Annotated in this window: 13 protein-coding genes and 1 tRNA gene; 8 read left to right on the top strand and 6 right to left on the bottom strand. The window is 61.0% G+C overall.

The features are described 5' to 3' along the window. Positions 1 to 154 precede the first annotated feature (154 nt). On the bottom strand, positions 155 to 568 hold the full coding sequence (locus tag GIV26_RS04535; RefSeq protein ID WP_034125526.1) for a hypothetical protein: 414 nt from the start codon (positions 566 to 568) through the stop codon (positions 155 to 157). Between the two features lie 158 nt (positions 569 to 726). Between GIV26_RS04535 and GIV26_RS04530 the strand changes: the two genes are divergently transcribed. Next, the gene (locus tag GIV26_RS04530) at positions 727 to 1,692 is read left to right on the top strand and encodes an arsenic resistance protein (RefSeq protein WP_054919524.1); all 966 of its coding nucleotides are present in this window, start codon (positions 727 to 729) and stop codon (positions 1,690 to 1,692) included. An 87-nt stretch (positions 1,693 to 1,779) separates the two neighbouring features. Then, positions 1,780 to 3,387 (top strand): ArnT family glycosyltransferase, encoded by a 1,608-nt coding sequence (locus tag GIV26_RS04525; RefSeq protein WP_054919522.1) that lies wholly within the window; start codon positions 1,780 to 1,782, stop codon positions 3,385 to 3,387. A 36-nt stretch (positions 3,388 to 3,423) separates the two neighbouring features. Here the strand turns inward: GIV26_RS04525 and GIV26_RS04520 are convergent, their stop codons facing one another. The 5 genes from GIV26_RS04520 to GIV26_RS04500 all read right to left on the bottom strand — a co-directional run bounded on the left by GIV26_RS04520 (position 3,424) and on the right by GIV26_RS04500 (position 7,996). Beyond that, positions 3,424 to 4,095 carry a hypothetical protein gene (locus GIV26_RS04520; RefSeq protein ID WP_236279558.1) on the bottom strand — a complete coding sequence of 224 codons (672 nt, stop codon included), beginning with the start codon at positions 4,093 to 4,095 and terminating at the stop codon, positions 3,424 to 3,426. 172 nt (positions 4,096 to 4,267) lie between these two features. Continuing rightward, a tRNA-Phe gene (locus tag GIV26_RS04515) sits at positions 4,268 to 4,343 on the bottom strand. Positions 4,344 to 4,446: 103 nt separating this feature from the next. Next, positions 4,447 to 4,719, bottom strand: coding sequence for an oxidative damage protection protein (locus GIV26_RS04510; RefSeq protein ID WP_034125530.1), 273 nt, complete (start codon positions 4,717 to 4,719; stop codon positions 4,447 to 4,449). Then, complete coding sequence (mutY, locus tag GIV26_RS04505) at positions 4,716 to 5,783, bottom strand: A/G-specific adenine glycosylase (RefSeq protein ID WP_072434757.1); 1,068 nt, start codon at positions 5,781 to 5,783, stop codon at positions 4,716 to 4,718. Before mutY ends, GIV26_RS04510 begins: the two co-directional genes overlap by 4 nt. Beyond that, positions 5,780 to 7,996, bottom strand: a complete 2,217-nt coding sequence (locus GIV26_RS04500) for an AsmA family protein (RefSeq protein ID WP_236279557.1) — start codon at positions 7,994 to 7,996, stop codon at positions 5,780 to 5,782. Before GIV26_RS04500 ends, mutY begins: the two co-directional genes overlap by 4 nt. A gap of 326 nt (positions 7,997 to 8,322) precedes the next feature. On the opposite strand from GIV26_RS04500, the gene GIV26_RS04495 reads away from it, so the two are divergent. The 6 genes from GIV26_RS04495 (at position 8,323) to hisF (ending at position 13,310) form a co-directional block, all read left to right on the top strand. Next, positions 8,323 to 9,984 carry an OFA family MFS transporter gene (locus GIV26_RS04495; RefSeq protein ID WP_019819976.1) on the top strand — a complete coding sequence of 554 codons (1,662 nt, stop codon included), beginning with the start codon at positions 8,323 to 8,325 and terminating at the stop codon, positions 9,982 to 9,984. Positions 9,985 to 10,260: 276 nt separating this feature from the next. Further along, positions 10,261 to 10,857, top strand: coding sequence for an imidazoleglycerol-phosphate dehydratase HisB (hisB, locus tag GIV26_RS04490; RefSeq protein ID WP_003187781.1), 597 nt, complete (start codon positions 10,261 to 10,263; stop codon positions 10,855 to 10,857). Next, positions 10,857 to 11,495 (top strand): imidazole glycerol phosphate synthase subunit HisH, encoded by a 639-nt coding sequence (hisH, locus tag GIV26_RS04485; RefSeq protein ID WP_236279556.1) that lies wholly within the window; start codon positions 10,857 to 10,859, stop codon positions 11,493 to 11,495. The genes hisB and hisH overlap by 1 nt, the downstream gene beginning before the upstream one ends. Continuing rightward, complete coding sequence (locus tag GIV26_RS04480) at positions 11,496 to 11,753, top strand: DUF2164 domain-containing protein (RefSeq protein ID WP_236279555.1); 258 nt, start codon at positions 11,496 to 11,498, stop codon at positions 11,751 to 11,753. 39 nt (positions 11,754 to 11,792) lie between these two features. Further along, the gene (gene hisA / locus GIV26_RS04475; RefSeq protein WP_003187784.1) at positions 11,793 to 12,530 is read left to right on the top strand and encodes a 1-(5-phosphoribosyl)-5-[(5-phosphoribosylamino)methylideneamino]imidazole-4-carboxamide isomerase; all 738 of its coding nucleotides are present in this window, start codon (positions 11,793 to 11,795) and stop codon (positions 12,528 to 12,530) included. A gap of 9 nt (positions 12,531 to 12,539) precedes the next feature. Next, positions 12,540 to 13,310 carry an imidazole glycerol phosphate synthase subunit HisF gene (gene hisF, locus GIV26_RS04470; protein WP_003187786.1) on the top strand — a complete coding sequence of 257 codons (771 nt, stop codon included), beginning with the start codon at positions 12,540 to 12,542 and terminating at the stop codon, positions 13,308 to 13,310. Positions 13,311 to 13,368 lie beyond the last annotated feature (58 nt).

The raw sequence follows: 13,368 nt of genomic DNA, 5'->3' as shown, positions 1-13,368 counted from the left end.
GCTTGCTCCCGCTGGGGCGCGAAGCGGCCCCAAAAATGGGACTGCTACGCAGTCCAGCGGGAGCAAGCTCCCTCGCCACAAGTCACTGGTTGTCTGCTCGAGCTCTTAACTGACTGGCATTAGGGCAAGCCCGCTCCCACATTTTTATTTTGTGTCAGTCGGGGGCGTTGGCCAGCGCCTGGGACGCCGCCACGTAATCGGCCTGGAACTGCGGCGACTCAATCCACGCTAACGCCGCGGCTTCGTCATCGCTGTCCGTCGCCCACTGCCGATACTCGATCAGCGCCGCCAGGATAAAGTCGGTCGCTTCTTCTTCGCCTTCCTGCTCCAGCACCAGCGCCAGCAACGGGTGCGCCAGGAACACCGCACACAGCGCCTGCTGGCTGATCTCGCCAGCGGCACGCATTTCGACGAACAGTTCAGTCAAATCCACCGACTCAAGGTCGATGCGGCTGTCGTCGCCAGCAAAAGCATCCGGCTTGTGCGCCACGGCGCGCTGGGTGCGGTTTTGCTTGGCCTTGGCTTTTGCCCGGTGGGCGCGTTTTTGCTGCTTGTTTGGCGAGGCCATGGGCTCAACGTCCTTGGGGGTCTGGTCTGGAGGGTGTATTGAAGCGCAGGTTGGGGTAAATCCCAAGGGTTTCTCGGGCGGCAATGATTGCTGTAGTGCTCGACCTTATCTGCGCGGGTACTTAGGCTGACAGTCTATTGACCCACCAGAGCCCGCCCATGACCCGTGACACCCTGGAACACCATCAGGTCCCGATCTACTTTGTTGCCGTCTTTGTTGCCGTCACGTTTGGCCTGTTCTGGCCCTTGTCGGCGCAGGGCTTCAGCCTTTGGGTGACACCTGCCATCGCCGTGCTGATGTATGCGATGTTTTTGCAGATACCCTTTCTTGAGCTGCGCCAAGGCTTGGGCAACAAGCGCTTCATGGCGGCCTTGCTGCTGGCCAATTTCATTCTGGTGCCTTTGCTGGTGTGGGGGTTGACCCGCGGCCTGGTGGAGCGTCCGGCGTTGCTGGTGGGCGCTCTGCTGGTGTTGCTAACGCCCTGTATCGACTACGTGGTGGTGTTTACCCATATCGGCAAGGGCGATTCGCGTTCGATGCTGGCGGCAACCCCGCTGTTGCTTTTGCTGCAACTGCTGCTGTTGCCGGTATACCTGGGGCTGATGTTGGGCGAGCAATCCAGCGTGGTGGTAGCGGCGGGGCCATTTGTAGAGGCGTTCGTGGGCTTGATTGTGGTGCCGATGCTTCTGGCTGTCCTCACCAGCGCGCTTGCGCGGCGTTCGAGCGCTATCGGTCTTTGGAGCAGCGCCTGGGCGTGGTTGCCGGTGCCGGCGATGGCGCTGGTGTTGTTTGTCGTGCTCGCTTCGCACATCACTGCGGTGGTGCGAGATATCAATTTGTTGTTGCCGGTCATTCCAATCTACGTGGCCTTTGTACTGTTGGCACCGTTGATGGGCATTGGGGCTGCGCGGCTGTTCGCACTGCCAGCGGTGACGGCGCGGGCGGTGACGTTCAGTGCGTCGACGCGTAATTCGCTGGTGGTTTTGCCATTGGCGCTGGCCCTGCCGGAGGATGTGCGCGGTTTGGCCGCAACGGTGGTGATCCTGCAGACCCTGATCGAGCTGGTTGCCGAGTTGGCCTACGTTCGCCTGATCCCGGCAGTGGTGTGGCCCACCAGTCGGTAACCGCGTGAATGTTCAGGTCTGTTCAGGCGCCATTCAGGGGCGCGTTCGGCACCATACGCCAGCGCTTCCCACCTGACAGGTCAACCGATGGATCACCGCAACCGTTTTCGCCTGGAGTCACTGGGTATTTTCCTGGTCGCTCTCTTGTTGTTCACAGTAGGTATCTGGGATCAGCAGCCCCAGGGTTTTGACGGGCGTTGGGCGCTGTTCATGCAGGAAATGTATCGCCATGGCGCGAGTCTTTTCCCCACCACCTACGGCCAGCCCTATGCGGATTACCCCGGCACCGCGACCTTCTTCAGTTATCTATTCGCCCGCTTGTTTGACGCGCCGAACCACTTGGCGAATGTGCTGCCCACAGCGCTCGCGTCGGCGGGGGTGATCGCGCTGATGTATCGCCTGCTGGCACCCTACAGCCGTGCCTGGTCGCTGCTGACGGTGCTGCTCACGCTGCTCACCGCCCAGTTACTCGAAAAGTCGCGCTCGGTGTGCCTGGATCAGATGGTCGCGTTGTTATGCGTGGGCAGTTTCTATCTGCTGCACACCGGCGAACGCCTCGGGTCACGGCTGAGGCAACTGGCGGTGTTCCCGCTGTTCATCCTGGGTTTTGCCATACGTGGGCCGCTGGGGTTGATTGAAGTCTGCGGGGTGGTGTGTGTGTATTGGGCATTGGGCAAGCCGGGAGAGCGTGTCCGGCAGGTGCTGATCCACGGCGTTGCCGGCCTGGTGTTGCTCGCAGCGTGCTGGTGGCTGCTGATGAAGCTTGCGCGGTTCAGTGGTGGCGCTGCGTTTGCCGATGAAGTCTTCAAGATGCAAGTCGGTGGGCGTCTGGATGAGTCGGGTGAGCCGTTTTACTTTTACTTCCAACTGAGCTTGTACCGCTACTTCCCGGTGGTTCCGCTGGCGTTTGCGACCCTGTTTGCGTTGCGCCATCGCTGGCCCGAGCGTTGGGGCAATGAGCACCTGCAATTGCTGGTGCGGTTCGGGGGCTGCGGCTTGATGATTCTGCTCGGCCTGTCGGTACCGCACTTCAAGCGCGCTTATTACATTCTGCCGATGGTGCCGATGTTTGCGGCTGTCGCTGCCTATGGGCTGCTGCATGCGCAAGGCTGGCTGGTGGGCGTGCGTCGTGGCTACGAATGGCTGGTCGCGGCGCTGCCGGCGTTGTGCGTGGTTGTGTTGTTTGTGTGTCGACACGCCTGGCACAAGCAGGGCTACTGGCCGGAGATTTCCTTGCCGTTGATGATCGGCGTGCTGGTGGTGCTGCAAGCCGCAGCGTTGATTGCCTGGCAGCGAGCATGGCGGTTGGTGTGGCTCAGTCTGATCGCGCTGGTGGCGCAATGGCTGTTGCTTGTGACAGTGATAGAGCCGGCCAAGGACCTGCAATTCGACACCCGGCGGTTTGTCAGCCAGGTGGAGGCGTTGCGCCAGACGCAGCCAGGTCCCTTGGTGTTTGTCGATCTGGCCCGGGATACCTGGGCGGTGCGCTACATGATGAACCTGGATCACGATGAACAGCCGCTGTTTGTCGGGCGTCACGAGCTTGAGAAGTTGGCGGCGCTGCCCCGGCCCTCCTGGGTGATCGTGTCGCGCAAGGAGACCGCGCTGTTGAAGGGGTCGCCGGTGGAGCACCTGGCGCCGAGCTATCAAGGGCGCTTGAATGACAACCCGTTGATGGTGTTCTTGCTCAAGTAAGGAGGCCCTTGAGCCAAGGGCCTGTCGAGCAGATGATTATTTGCAGCGGAAGCTTTCAGGCATCGTGACCGTGTAATTGCGCTGCACGCGGTCCTGGAAATTCAGGTTCTGCAAACCCTGCTGCACCAGGAAGGCTTCGACCTTGGCGGCTTGGCAGTCGTCGTTATAGGACGACGCCCTTAGCAGGTAGACAGCGCGCCTGCTCACTTCATCACAAGCGGTGACCCGGAAGGTGGTGAGCGTGGTGTAGCCGGTGCGCTCCGAGGTCCCTACCGGGCCGTAGGAAGTGTTTGGAGTGCTGGTGCAGGTCAGTTGGTCGGTCTTTTTCTTGTTCTTCTTGCATTGAGTGGTGGTGCTTTTTGCCACCTGCCCGTATTCGGTGGCGGTATAGCGATACGTCACCTGCTTGCTGTCGACGTCCAGGGTGACGGTCATTTTGATCGGCGCGTGGTTCTTGGGCAGGGTGGTGTCGGTGAAGACATTGCGAAAGCCCTGGTCCTGCATGGCGCGGACCATGTCACGCAGGTAGTAGCGAGCATTGAGTGAGTTTTCATCACTTCCGCCAGTGGAGGTCACCAGCACGGTTGCCTGCCGGTCGAAGTGATAGTCGGGATCAGGCGTCGCGTTGATCGCTACGTCCAGCCGCGTGGCACACCCACTGAGCAGGGCGGTCAGTATTAATAGGGTGCAAAGCAAGAAGCGGGTCATGAAAAAACCTTACAACTGAGATTTGGGTAAAGGCTGAACGATTGAGTCCAGCCAAAAATAACCCTCAATCGTCCTGCTGCGACATCGTGTCCGTAAATGCGTGAGTCGCATTAAATCGCAGGCAATAAAAAACCCCAAGGAACGCATTGTTCCTTGGGGTTTCTCGGTATTTTGGTGCCCAGAGACGGAATCGAACCGCCGACACGGGGATTTTCAATCCCCTGCTCTACCGACTGAGCTATCTGGGCAACGGGGCGCATTAAACGGGTTTTTCAGGGGGTCGTCAAGCAAGTTTTCAAAAAATATTTAATTATTACCGTCGCTTACGTGCAGACCCTGGTTTTTGATCAATTATTGAGCAGGCGGCACGTAGCCGTCGGCCTTGGCGTATTCCTCGCCGGAAAAGAACTTGTCCATTTCGCCGGCCAGGTATTTACGGTCTTCGGCGTTCATCATGTTCAGGCGTTTTTCGTTGATCAGCAGGGTCTGGTGTTTCAACCAGTCGCCCCAGGCTTTGGCGGAGACGTGCTCGTAGATGTCCTGGCCCTTGGCACCTGGGTACGGAGGGCGCTCCAGGGCTGGCAGTTCTTCTTTGTACTTGCGGCACATGATGGTGCGGGTCATGACGAAACTCCTGCGTTCAATACGTCGGCCGCGCGCTTCAGCAGTTTTTTCACCGGGGCGGCAAGGCCCAGGCGCGGCGGGGTGGCGAGGTTATACCAGAGCCAGTCGGCCTCGGCCACGTGATGGGCGGTTTCCTCGACCTGGACCAGCCAGGGTTCGATGGCCAGCTGGAAGTGGCTGAAGGTGTGGACCAGCCCGGGCAGTTCCTGATGCTTGCCCAGCGCCAGCGCGTGCTGGTTGGCGAGGTGATCCAGGTCTTGCAGGTCGTCCAGCTCCGGCAAGCTCCACAAGCCGCCCCACAAGCCCGTAGACGGGCGACGGTAAAGCAGGATCGCGCCCTCGGCGTTGGCCAGCATGGGCATCAGCGTGCGCTTTTGCGGGATGGTCTTGCGCGGCTTCGGGATCGGGTAGCGTGTTTCCAGGCCCAGCATGTGGGCTTCGCAGCCTTTTTCCAGCGGGCACAGCAGGCAACTGGGTTTGCTGCGGGTGCACAGGGTGGCGCCCATGTCCATCATGGCCTGGGTGTAGGCGTTGACGCGCTCAAAGGGTGTGAAGCGCTCTGCGGTGGCCCACAGCTGCTTGGCCACCTTGGGTTCGCCAGGGTAGCCCTCTTGGGCGGTAAAGCGCGCCAGCACGCGTTTGACGTTGCCGTCGAGGATCGGCGCGCGCAGGCCCATGCTCAGGCTGGCAATCGCACCCGCGGTGGACAGGCCGATGCCCGGCAGCTCGGTGAGCTTTTCCACGTCGCGGGGGAATTCGCCGCCGTGTTCGGCCACCACGATCCTGGCGGTCTTCTGCAGGTTGCGCGCCCGTGTGTAGTAGCCCAGGCCCGTCCACAGGTGCAGCACTTCATCTTCCGGCGCGGCGGCCAGGGCTTCGACCGTCGGCAGGGACGCCATGAACCGGTCGAAGTAGTTGAGCACGGTGCTGACCTGGGTCTGTTGCAGCATGATCTCCGACACCCACACCCGGTAAGGGGTGATGCCCTGTTGCCAGGGCAGGTCGTGGCGGCCATGGCGGTCGTACCAGTCCAGCACCGCTTGTGAAAACTGCTCGTTTCTCATCGGTTGAACAGGCCTTTCAATGCGTCTTTGAGCTTGGGGTTAACCTTGTCGAGTTTCTCTTCCAGCTTCTCGTTGAGGCGGTTGCCGGCAGCCTTGAGGGCGACCTGGCCCAGGCCGTCCTTGTCCAGGCGGCAGGCCTTGGCGCCAAGCTCAAGCGGGCCTCGGCAGCGCAGTGGCACCTCAATGCCCTGGAAGTTGGCGCCGACCTGGCAGGCCGGGTCCGGCACGTCGCGCTTGTCGCCTTCGACGATGATGCCGACGCGGTAGTCCATGCCCAGCACGCGTAAATCCACATCACCGTTGCCGTTGAGCGTCAGGCCAGGAATGCGTACTTTCAGGTCGGGGTTGCTGGCCACGCCGTTACGGAACGTGAGGTTGCCGCGCAGTTCCTGGAAGGGCGTGTCCTTGCCGCCTGGTGTGGCGCTCAGGGTCTTGCGGTTGAGCAGGGCGATGCCGGTGCACAGTTGCTGCTCGATGTTGGCATTGAGCAGCACACCGTTGTTGATCACGATGCTGGTGGTGCCGTTGAGGCTGTCGATCAAGGCCTTCTGGCTATTGCCACGGCCGTTGAGGTTACTGTCGAGGGTGAGCTGGCCTTTGACCGGCGGGTTTTTCCCTTGGGCCTGCAGGATGCGCTCAACGGGTACCTGCTTGATGTGGCTTTGCAGGGCCAGCACTGGCGTGTCCTGGCGTACGTCGAGTGTGCCGTTGGCCTGGAACGTGCCGTTGTAGAGACCGCCGCTAAGGGTGTCGAGCTTGAGTTGCCCGTCAATGCCAGAGGCTTTGAGCACCGCGTTCTGAATGGGCAACTGGCTCAGGGTCAGTTCGCCAAAGGCCAGGTCTGCATTCACGTCCAGGCTGCGCAGGCGCGTCAGCGGTAGCAGTTTGTCGTTGCTCCAGGCACCTTTGGTCGGCGCCTCCGGCAATGGCGTGTTGCCGCCTGCGGCCATGGCGCCGGCTTCGCTGCTCTGTACTTCGGCCTGGCGTGCAGCGGTTGCACCTTTGGCCGCTTCGGATTTGGCCGGCAAGTAGTTGTCGGCATTGAAGGTATCGGCCTTGAGCTGTACCCGCAGTGACTGCTTGGCGAAGTCCTCGACAGCGACACGGCCGCTGAAGGTGCTTGCATCGAGTTTCAGGTTCAGGTTTTCCAGGGCCACACTGGTGGGCGTGCCCTTGAGGCGGCTGACCAGCTCGACCTTGCTCAGGCTGCCCGGGGCCATCGCAGGCAATGGGTGGCCGACGCTCTCAAGAAACTTGGCCAAGTCAAACTGGGCGACCGACAGCGCGCCGCTGATCTGCGGGGTTTTGTCCAGGTCATTGGCCTTCAGTTCGCCCAAGGCGCGCAACTGGTTGGCCGCCAGTTTCAGGTTGGTCCACTCGGCGACGTTGGCGGCGAGGTCCACCAGCAATTGGCCCTGGGTGGAGAAGCTCACCGTCTTGCCTTGCAACGGCTCGCCGGTGGCCTCGCCACTCAAGCGCATGTCTTCGAACTGATAACGCTTGAGCGCGCGCTGGATGCGCAAGTTGCCGTTCAGTTCGGTCTTGACCCGCATCAGCGGTTGGTTGCTGCCCAGGAATGCCGTGAGTTTCAGCGGGATGCTGGCGCCTTCGTGGATGGCACCGGCACTCAGCTGGATGCTTTCGGCACTCAATTGCTTGCCGGTCTGTTCATCGGTGTATTCGACGCGGGCGTTGTTGATGGTCAGGCTGTCGATGTCCAGGCGGATCGGCTGCGGTGGCTTTTCCGGCTTGGTTTCAGCCACGGGTTCGACCGGCGCGGGAGCGGGGGTACCTGTGGTTTCGTCGGGCAGGTTCTTGCCGATGTCTTCCCAGTTGCCGTGGCCTTGCTTATCGCGGTTCAGGCGCAGGTTCAGGCCCTCGACACGCACATCGCTCATCTGCACTTCGCGGCGCAGCAGCGGCAGTACGCGCACCGACAGGCCGAGCATCTGCAAGTCGGCAAACGGTTGAGTCGGTGCGGTCAGGGTTGCGACGCTGGCTTCATGAAGCTCCAGGCCCAGCCAGGGGAACAGGCTCCAGCCGATATCGCCATTGAGCGTCAGCTCGATGTGGGCCTTGTCGCGGGCTATCTGGCGAATTTCTTCTTTGTAGTCGTTGGGATCGAAAAGGTGGGTCAGGGCAAAGCCGAGCGCCACAATGATCAGCAACAGCCCGAGAAGTACCAGACCCAGGATTTTGCCGAACGCTTTCATGGGCGAGTCCTTGTATGTCGATTTCAAAATTTAGCCGCAGAGTATAACGCCCGAAGGCCGGCGTCAGTTCACGGATCGTTACATTGTATCCACCGGTGCGGAAATGGGATTTTGACGTCAAGAAAATACAGATAATCGAAAAAAGGTAGTGGCAGTTTGATTTTTCCGTCATCCACTGGTGCTAATCTCTGCACGTTCGTCCGCCTTCTGCGACTTAACGTCGCGCCTAAAAGGGAGCTTCACTCAACAAAACGGCCACGCTTTGCGTGCAAGGCCGAGGGAGAGAGCGCCTGACGGACGCATACCAATAACTGGGGGAAACACCAATGAGCACTAGCACTGTGGCCGGCAATGCCGCCGCACAGCCTGCGTTCCTGTCCAAGGAGCGCATCATCGCCAAGCCGGGCTTCAACCGCTGGCTGGTTCCACCGGCCGCACTGGCCATCCACTTGTGCATCGGCATGGCCTACGGCTTCTCGGTGTTCTGGCTGCCCTTGTCCAAGGCGCTGGGTATCACCGCGCCGGTGGCCTGCGCGCCGGACATGAGCTTTATCGCCCAAGTCTTTTCGTCCCAATGCGACTGGCCCATCTCCATGCTGGGCTGGATCTACACCCTGTTCTTCATCTTCCTGGGCTGCTCCGCAGCGATCTGGGGCGGTTGGCTGGAACACGCCGGGCCGCGTAAGGCTGGTGTTGTCTCGGCGCTGTGCTGGTGTGGTGGCCTGCTGATCTCGGCCTTGGGTATCTATACCCACCAGATCTGGCTGATGTGGATCGGCTCCGGGGTCATTGGCGGTATTGGCCTGGGCCTGGGCTATATCTCGCCCGTCTCGACCTTGATCAAGTGGTTCCCGGACAAGCGCGGCATGGCGACCGGCATGGCGATCATGGGCTTTGGCGGCGGCGCGATGGTGGGTGCACCTTTGGCCGCGGCGCTGATGGGCCATTTCTCTTCACCGACCAGCGTCGGTGTATGGCAGAGCTTTGTAGTCATGGCGGCGATTTACTTCGTGTTCATGATCGGTGGTGCACTGCTGTATCGCGTGCCGCCAACCGGCTGGAAGCCTGAGGGTTGGACTGCTCCGGCGAAAAAAGCCAGCAATGCGATGATCACTCACCGCCATGTGCATGTGAATGTCGCGTGGAAAACCCCGCAGTTCCGCCTGGTATGGCTGGTGCTGTGCCTGAACGTGTCGGCCGGTATCGGCATCCTGGGCATGGCTTCGCCACTGCTGCAGGAAGTGTTCGGCGGCAAGTTGCTGGGTGTTGATGTGCCATTTGGTCAATTGGATGCGGGCCAGTTGGCCTCCATTGCAGCCATTGCCGCTGGTTTTACCGGCCTGTTGAGCCTGTTCAACATCGGTGGCCGGTTCTTCTGGGCGTCGTTCTCCGACTACCTGGGGCGTAAAAACACCTATTTTGTGTTCTTCGCCCTGGGCTTTGCCCTGTACGCGCTGATCCCGAACCTGGGGCACCTGGGTAACGTGGCGCTGTTCGTGGCCGCGTTCTGCATCATTCTGTCGATGTACGGCGGTGGTTTTGCCACGGTTCCGGCCTACCTGGCGGACCTGTTCGGCACTCAGATGGTTGGCGCGATCCACGGTCGCCTGTTGACCGCCTGGGCCGCTGCGGGCGTGTTGGGCCCGGTGTTGGTGAACTACCTGCGTGAATACCAGTTGAGCATCGGCGTTGAACGCGCCGCGGCCTACGACATCACCTTGTACATCCTCGCCGGCCTGCTGGTGCTGGGCTTCATCTGCAACCTGCTGGTGCGCCCGGTGGCCGACAAGTACTTCATGACTGATGCAGAACTTGCCGCCGAACAGGCGCTGGGCCATGACAAAGGTGCCGATGCCACCACCGTGCTGGAGTGGAAGGCCTCCGCCGCCAGCAAGCCGCTGGCGATTGCTGCGTGGCTGGTAGTGGGTATTCCGCTGGCGTGGGGTGTGTGGGTGACCCTGCAGAAGACGGCGGTACTGTTCCACTGACACCGCAATAAGGGTGGGCCCGGCTCCTGTGGGGCCGGGCTTGTGTGGGAGCTGGCTTGCCTGCGATAGCATCACTGCGGTGTAACTGATGCCCCGAGGTGTCTGCATCGCAGGCAAGCCAGCTCCCACATAAGCCCATGCTCACATGTATGCACATGTCTATCCCCGACATTCCTCGCTCCAACTCGTCAGTCTTATCCCCTTCGTTGTTTCTGTTTAGCGCCTGCGCCCCTATAATGGCTGCCTTTTTCGCCCAATGATTTTGCGGAGCTGGTGATGGCCGAACGTAAGGCATCTGTCGAGCGCGACACTCTGGAAACCCAGATCAAAGCCTCGATCAACCTGGATGGCACCGGAAAGGCCCGATTTGATATCGGTGTACCTTTTCTTGAGCACATGCTGGACCAGATCGCCCGTCACGGGCTGATCGACCTGGATATCGTCGGCAAAGGCGACCTGCATATCGACGACCACCACATGGTGGAAGACGTGGGCATCACCCTCGGCCAGGCGTTTGCCAAGGCCATCGGCGACAAAAAAGGCATCCGTCGCTACGGCCATGCCTATGTCCCGTTGGATGAAGCGCTGTCCCGTGTGGTCATCGACTTCTCCGGTCGCCCGGGTTTGCAGATGCACGTGCCGTACACCCGCGCTAACGTGGGCCGTGGCTTTGACGTCGACCTGTTCCAGGAATTCTTCCAAGGCTTTGTCAACCACGCACTGGTCAGCCTGCACATCGACAACCTGCGCGGCACCAACACTCACCACCAGATCGAAACCGTGTTCAAGGCTTTCGGCCGCGCACTGCGCATGGCCGTGGAAGTCGATGAGCGCATGGGCGGGCAAATGCCGTCGACCAAGGGCGTCCTGTAATGCAGACGGTCGCGGTTATCGATTACGGCATGGGTAACCTGCACTCGGTGGCCAAGGCCCTTGAGCACGTAGGCGCCGGCAAGGTGCTGATCACCAGCGATGCCAACGTGATTCGCGAGGCCGACCGTGTGGTGTTCCCCGGTGTTGGCGCGATTCGCGATTGCATGGCCGAGATCCGTCGCCTGGGCTTTGATAGCCTGGTGCGCGAAGTCAGCCAGGACCGCCCCTTCCTCGGTATCTGCGTGGGCATGCAAGCCTTGCTCGACAGCAGTGAAGAGAACGGCGGTGTCGACTGCATTGGCCTGTTTCCAGGGCAGGTGAAGTTCTTCGGCAAAAACCTGCATGAAGATGGCGAGCACCTCAAAGTCCCGCACATGGGCTGGAACGAAGTGCGCCGCACCGTCGACCACCCGCTGTGGCACGACATCCCGGACATGGCGCGTTTCTACTTCGTGCACAGCTACTACATCGCCGCCGGTAACCCGCGCCAGGTGGTGGGTGGCGGGCATTACGGCGTCGATTTTGCCGCCGCGCTGGCCGATGGTTCGCGCTTTGCCGTGCAGTTTCACCCGGAGAAGAGCCATACCCATGGCCTGCAATTGCTGCAGAACTTCGCCGCGTGGGATGGTCGCTGGTAAGTGGCCAGGAAGCCGAAGCCGCCGGTCTTGAACCTCGCGCCCGAGCAGGAGCGTGAGGCTACCGACAAGATCAAGCGGTTCATGGAAGACCGCTTCGAGCTCAAGCTGGGCTCGTTCGAGGTCGCCGAAATTCTTGAGCTGTTCACCACCGAAGTGGCGCCGCATTATTACAACAGGGCGATTTTCGACACGCAGACGCTCCTTAAAGAAAGGTTCGAAAGCATCGAAAGCGACTTGTGGTCGCTTGAGAAACCCTGATTTCCCAAGCATTGCTGAATATCGAATAAGGTTTGCCAGATGCTGATTATCCCCGCTATCGATCTCAAGGACGGCGCTTGTGTCCGCCTGCGCCAAGGCCGCATGGAAGATTCCACCGTGTTCTCCGATGACCCGGTGAGCATGGCTGCCAAATGGGTAGAAGGGGGCTGCCGTCGTCTGCATCTGGTGGACCTGAACGGCGCCTTCGAAGGCCAGCCGGTCAATGGCGAGGTGGTCACCGCCATCGCCAAGCGCTACCCGAACCTGCCGATCCAGATCGGCGGCGGTATCCGCTCCCTGGAAACCATCGAGCACTACGTGAAAGCGGGCGTGAGCTACGTGATCATCGGCACCAAGGCCGTGAAAGACCCAGCCTTCGTCGCCGAAGCCTGCCGCGCGTTCCCTGGCAAGGTGATCGTCGGCCTGGATGCCAAGGACGGCTTCGTCGCCACCGACGGCTGGGCTGAAATCAGCACCGTGCAAGTGATCGACCTGGCCAAGCAGTTCGAAGCCGACGGCGTGTCCGCCATCGTTTATACCGACATCGCCAAAGACGGCATGATGCAGGGCTGCAACGTACCCTTCACCGCAGCCCTGGCAGCGGCCACCAAGATTCCGGTGATCGCTTCCGGCGGCATCCACAACCTGGGCGACATCAAGTCGCTGCTGGACGCCAAGGCCCCCGGGATCATCGGCGCCATCACCGGCCGTGCGATCTATGAAGGCACTCTGGACGTCGCCGAAGCCCAGGCTTACTGCGACGCCTACAACGGCTGAGGACTGACCATGGCGCTGGCCAAACGCATCATCCCTTGCCTGGACGTCGACAACGGTCGCGTGGTCAAGGGCGTCAAGTTCGAGAACATCCGTGACGCCGGCGACCCGGTGGAAATTGCCCGTCGCTACGATGAGCAAGGTGCCGACGAGATTACCTTTCTCGACATCACCGCCAGCGTCGATGGCCGCGATACCACGCTGCATACCGTCGAGCGCATGGCCAGCCAGGTGTTCATCCCGCTGACCGTGGGTGGCGGCGTGCGCACAGTGCAAGACATCCGCAACCTGCTCAATGCCGGTGCGGACAAGGTCTCGATCAACACCGCCGCGGTGTTCAACCCCGAGTTTGTCGGCGAGGCCGCGCAACACTTCGGCTCGCAATGCATCGTGGTGGCTATCGACGCCAAGAAGGTCTCCGGCCCGGGTGAAACCCCGCGCTGGGAGATCTTCACCCACGGCGGGCGCAAGCCTACCGGGCTGGACGCGGTGGAGTGGGCGATGAAGATGGAAGGCCTGGGCGCCGGTGAAATCCTGCTGACCAGCATGGACCAGGACGGCATGAAAAACGGCTTCGACCTGGGCGTCACCCGCGCCATCAGCGATGCACTGGGCATCCCGGTGATCGCGTCGGGCGGCGTCGGCAACCTGCAACACCTGGCCGATGGCGTGCTCGAAGGCCATGCCAGCGCGGTGCTGGCGGCGAGTATTTTCCACTTTGGCGAATACACCGTGCCCGAGGCCAAGGCCTACATGGCAGCGCGCGGTATCGTCGTGCGCTAAACGCTGCTGGACACCATGGCAGGCTCGCGGCACTCTCTGCGCTTGCCATGGATTCCGG

The organism is Pseudomonas sp. PA-1-3F, from assembly GCF_021609665.1.
In the GTDB taxonomy this organism is placed as follows: domain Bacteria; phylum Pseudomonadota; class Gammaproteobacteria; order Pseudomonadales; family Pseudomonadaceae; genus Aquipseudomonas; species Aquipseudomonas paracarnis.
Note: the sequence above shows the minus strand (reverse complement) of the source record. Positions and strands in the feature narration are given on the sequence as shown.

Coding starts and splice junctions, on each gene's coding strand:
- GIV26_RS04535 (WP_034125526.1), bottom strand. CDS start 568: ATGGCCTCGCCAAACAAGCAGCAAAAACGCGCCCACCGGGCAAAAGCC.
- GIV26_RS04530 (WP_054919524.1), top strand. CDS start 727: ATGACCCGTGACACCCTGGAACACCATCAGGTCCCGATCTACTTTGTT.
- GIV26_RS04525 (WP_054919522.1), top strand. CDS start 1,780: ATGGATCACCGCAACCGTTTTCGCCTGGAGTCACTGGGTATTTTCCTG.
- GIV26_RS04520 (WP_236279558.1), bottom strand. CDS start 4,095: ATGACCCGCTTCTTGCTTTGCACCCTATTAATACTGACCGCCCTGCTC.
- GIV26_RS04510 (WP_034125530.1), bottom strand. CDS start 4,719: ATGACCCGCACCATCATGTGCCGCAAGTACAAAGAAGAACTGCCAGCC.
- mutY (WP_072434757.1), bottom strand. CDS start 5,783: ATGAGAAACGAGCAGTTTTCACAAGCGGTGCTGGACTGGTACGACCGC.
- GIV26_RS04500 (WP_236279557.1), bottom strand. CDS start 7,996: ATGAAAGCGTTCGGCAAAATCCTGGGTCTGGTACTTCTCGGGCTGTTG.
- GIV26_RS04495 (WP_019819976.1), top strand. CDS start 8,323: ATGAGCACTAGCACTGTGGCCGGCAATGCCGCCGCACAGCCTGCGTTC.
- hisB (WP_003187781.1), top strand. CDS start 10,261: ATGGCCGAACGTAAGGCATCTGTCGAGCGCGACACTCTGGAAACCCAG.
- hisH (WP_236279556.1), top strand. CDS start 10,857: ATGCAGACGGTCGCGGTTATCGATTACGGCATGGGTAACCTGCACTCG.
- hisA (WP_003187784.1), top strand. CDS start 11,793: ATGCTGATTATCCCCGCTATCGATCTCAAGGACGGCGCTTGTGTCCGC.
- hisF (WP_003187786.1), top strand. CDS start 12,540: ATGGCGCTGGCCAAACGCATCATCCCTTGCCTGGACGTCGACAACGGT.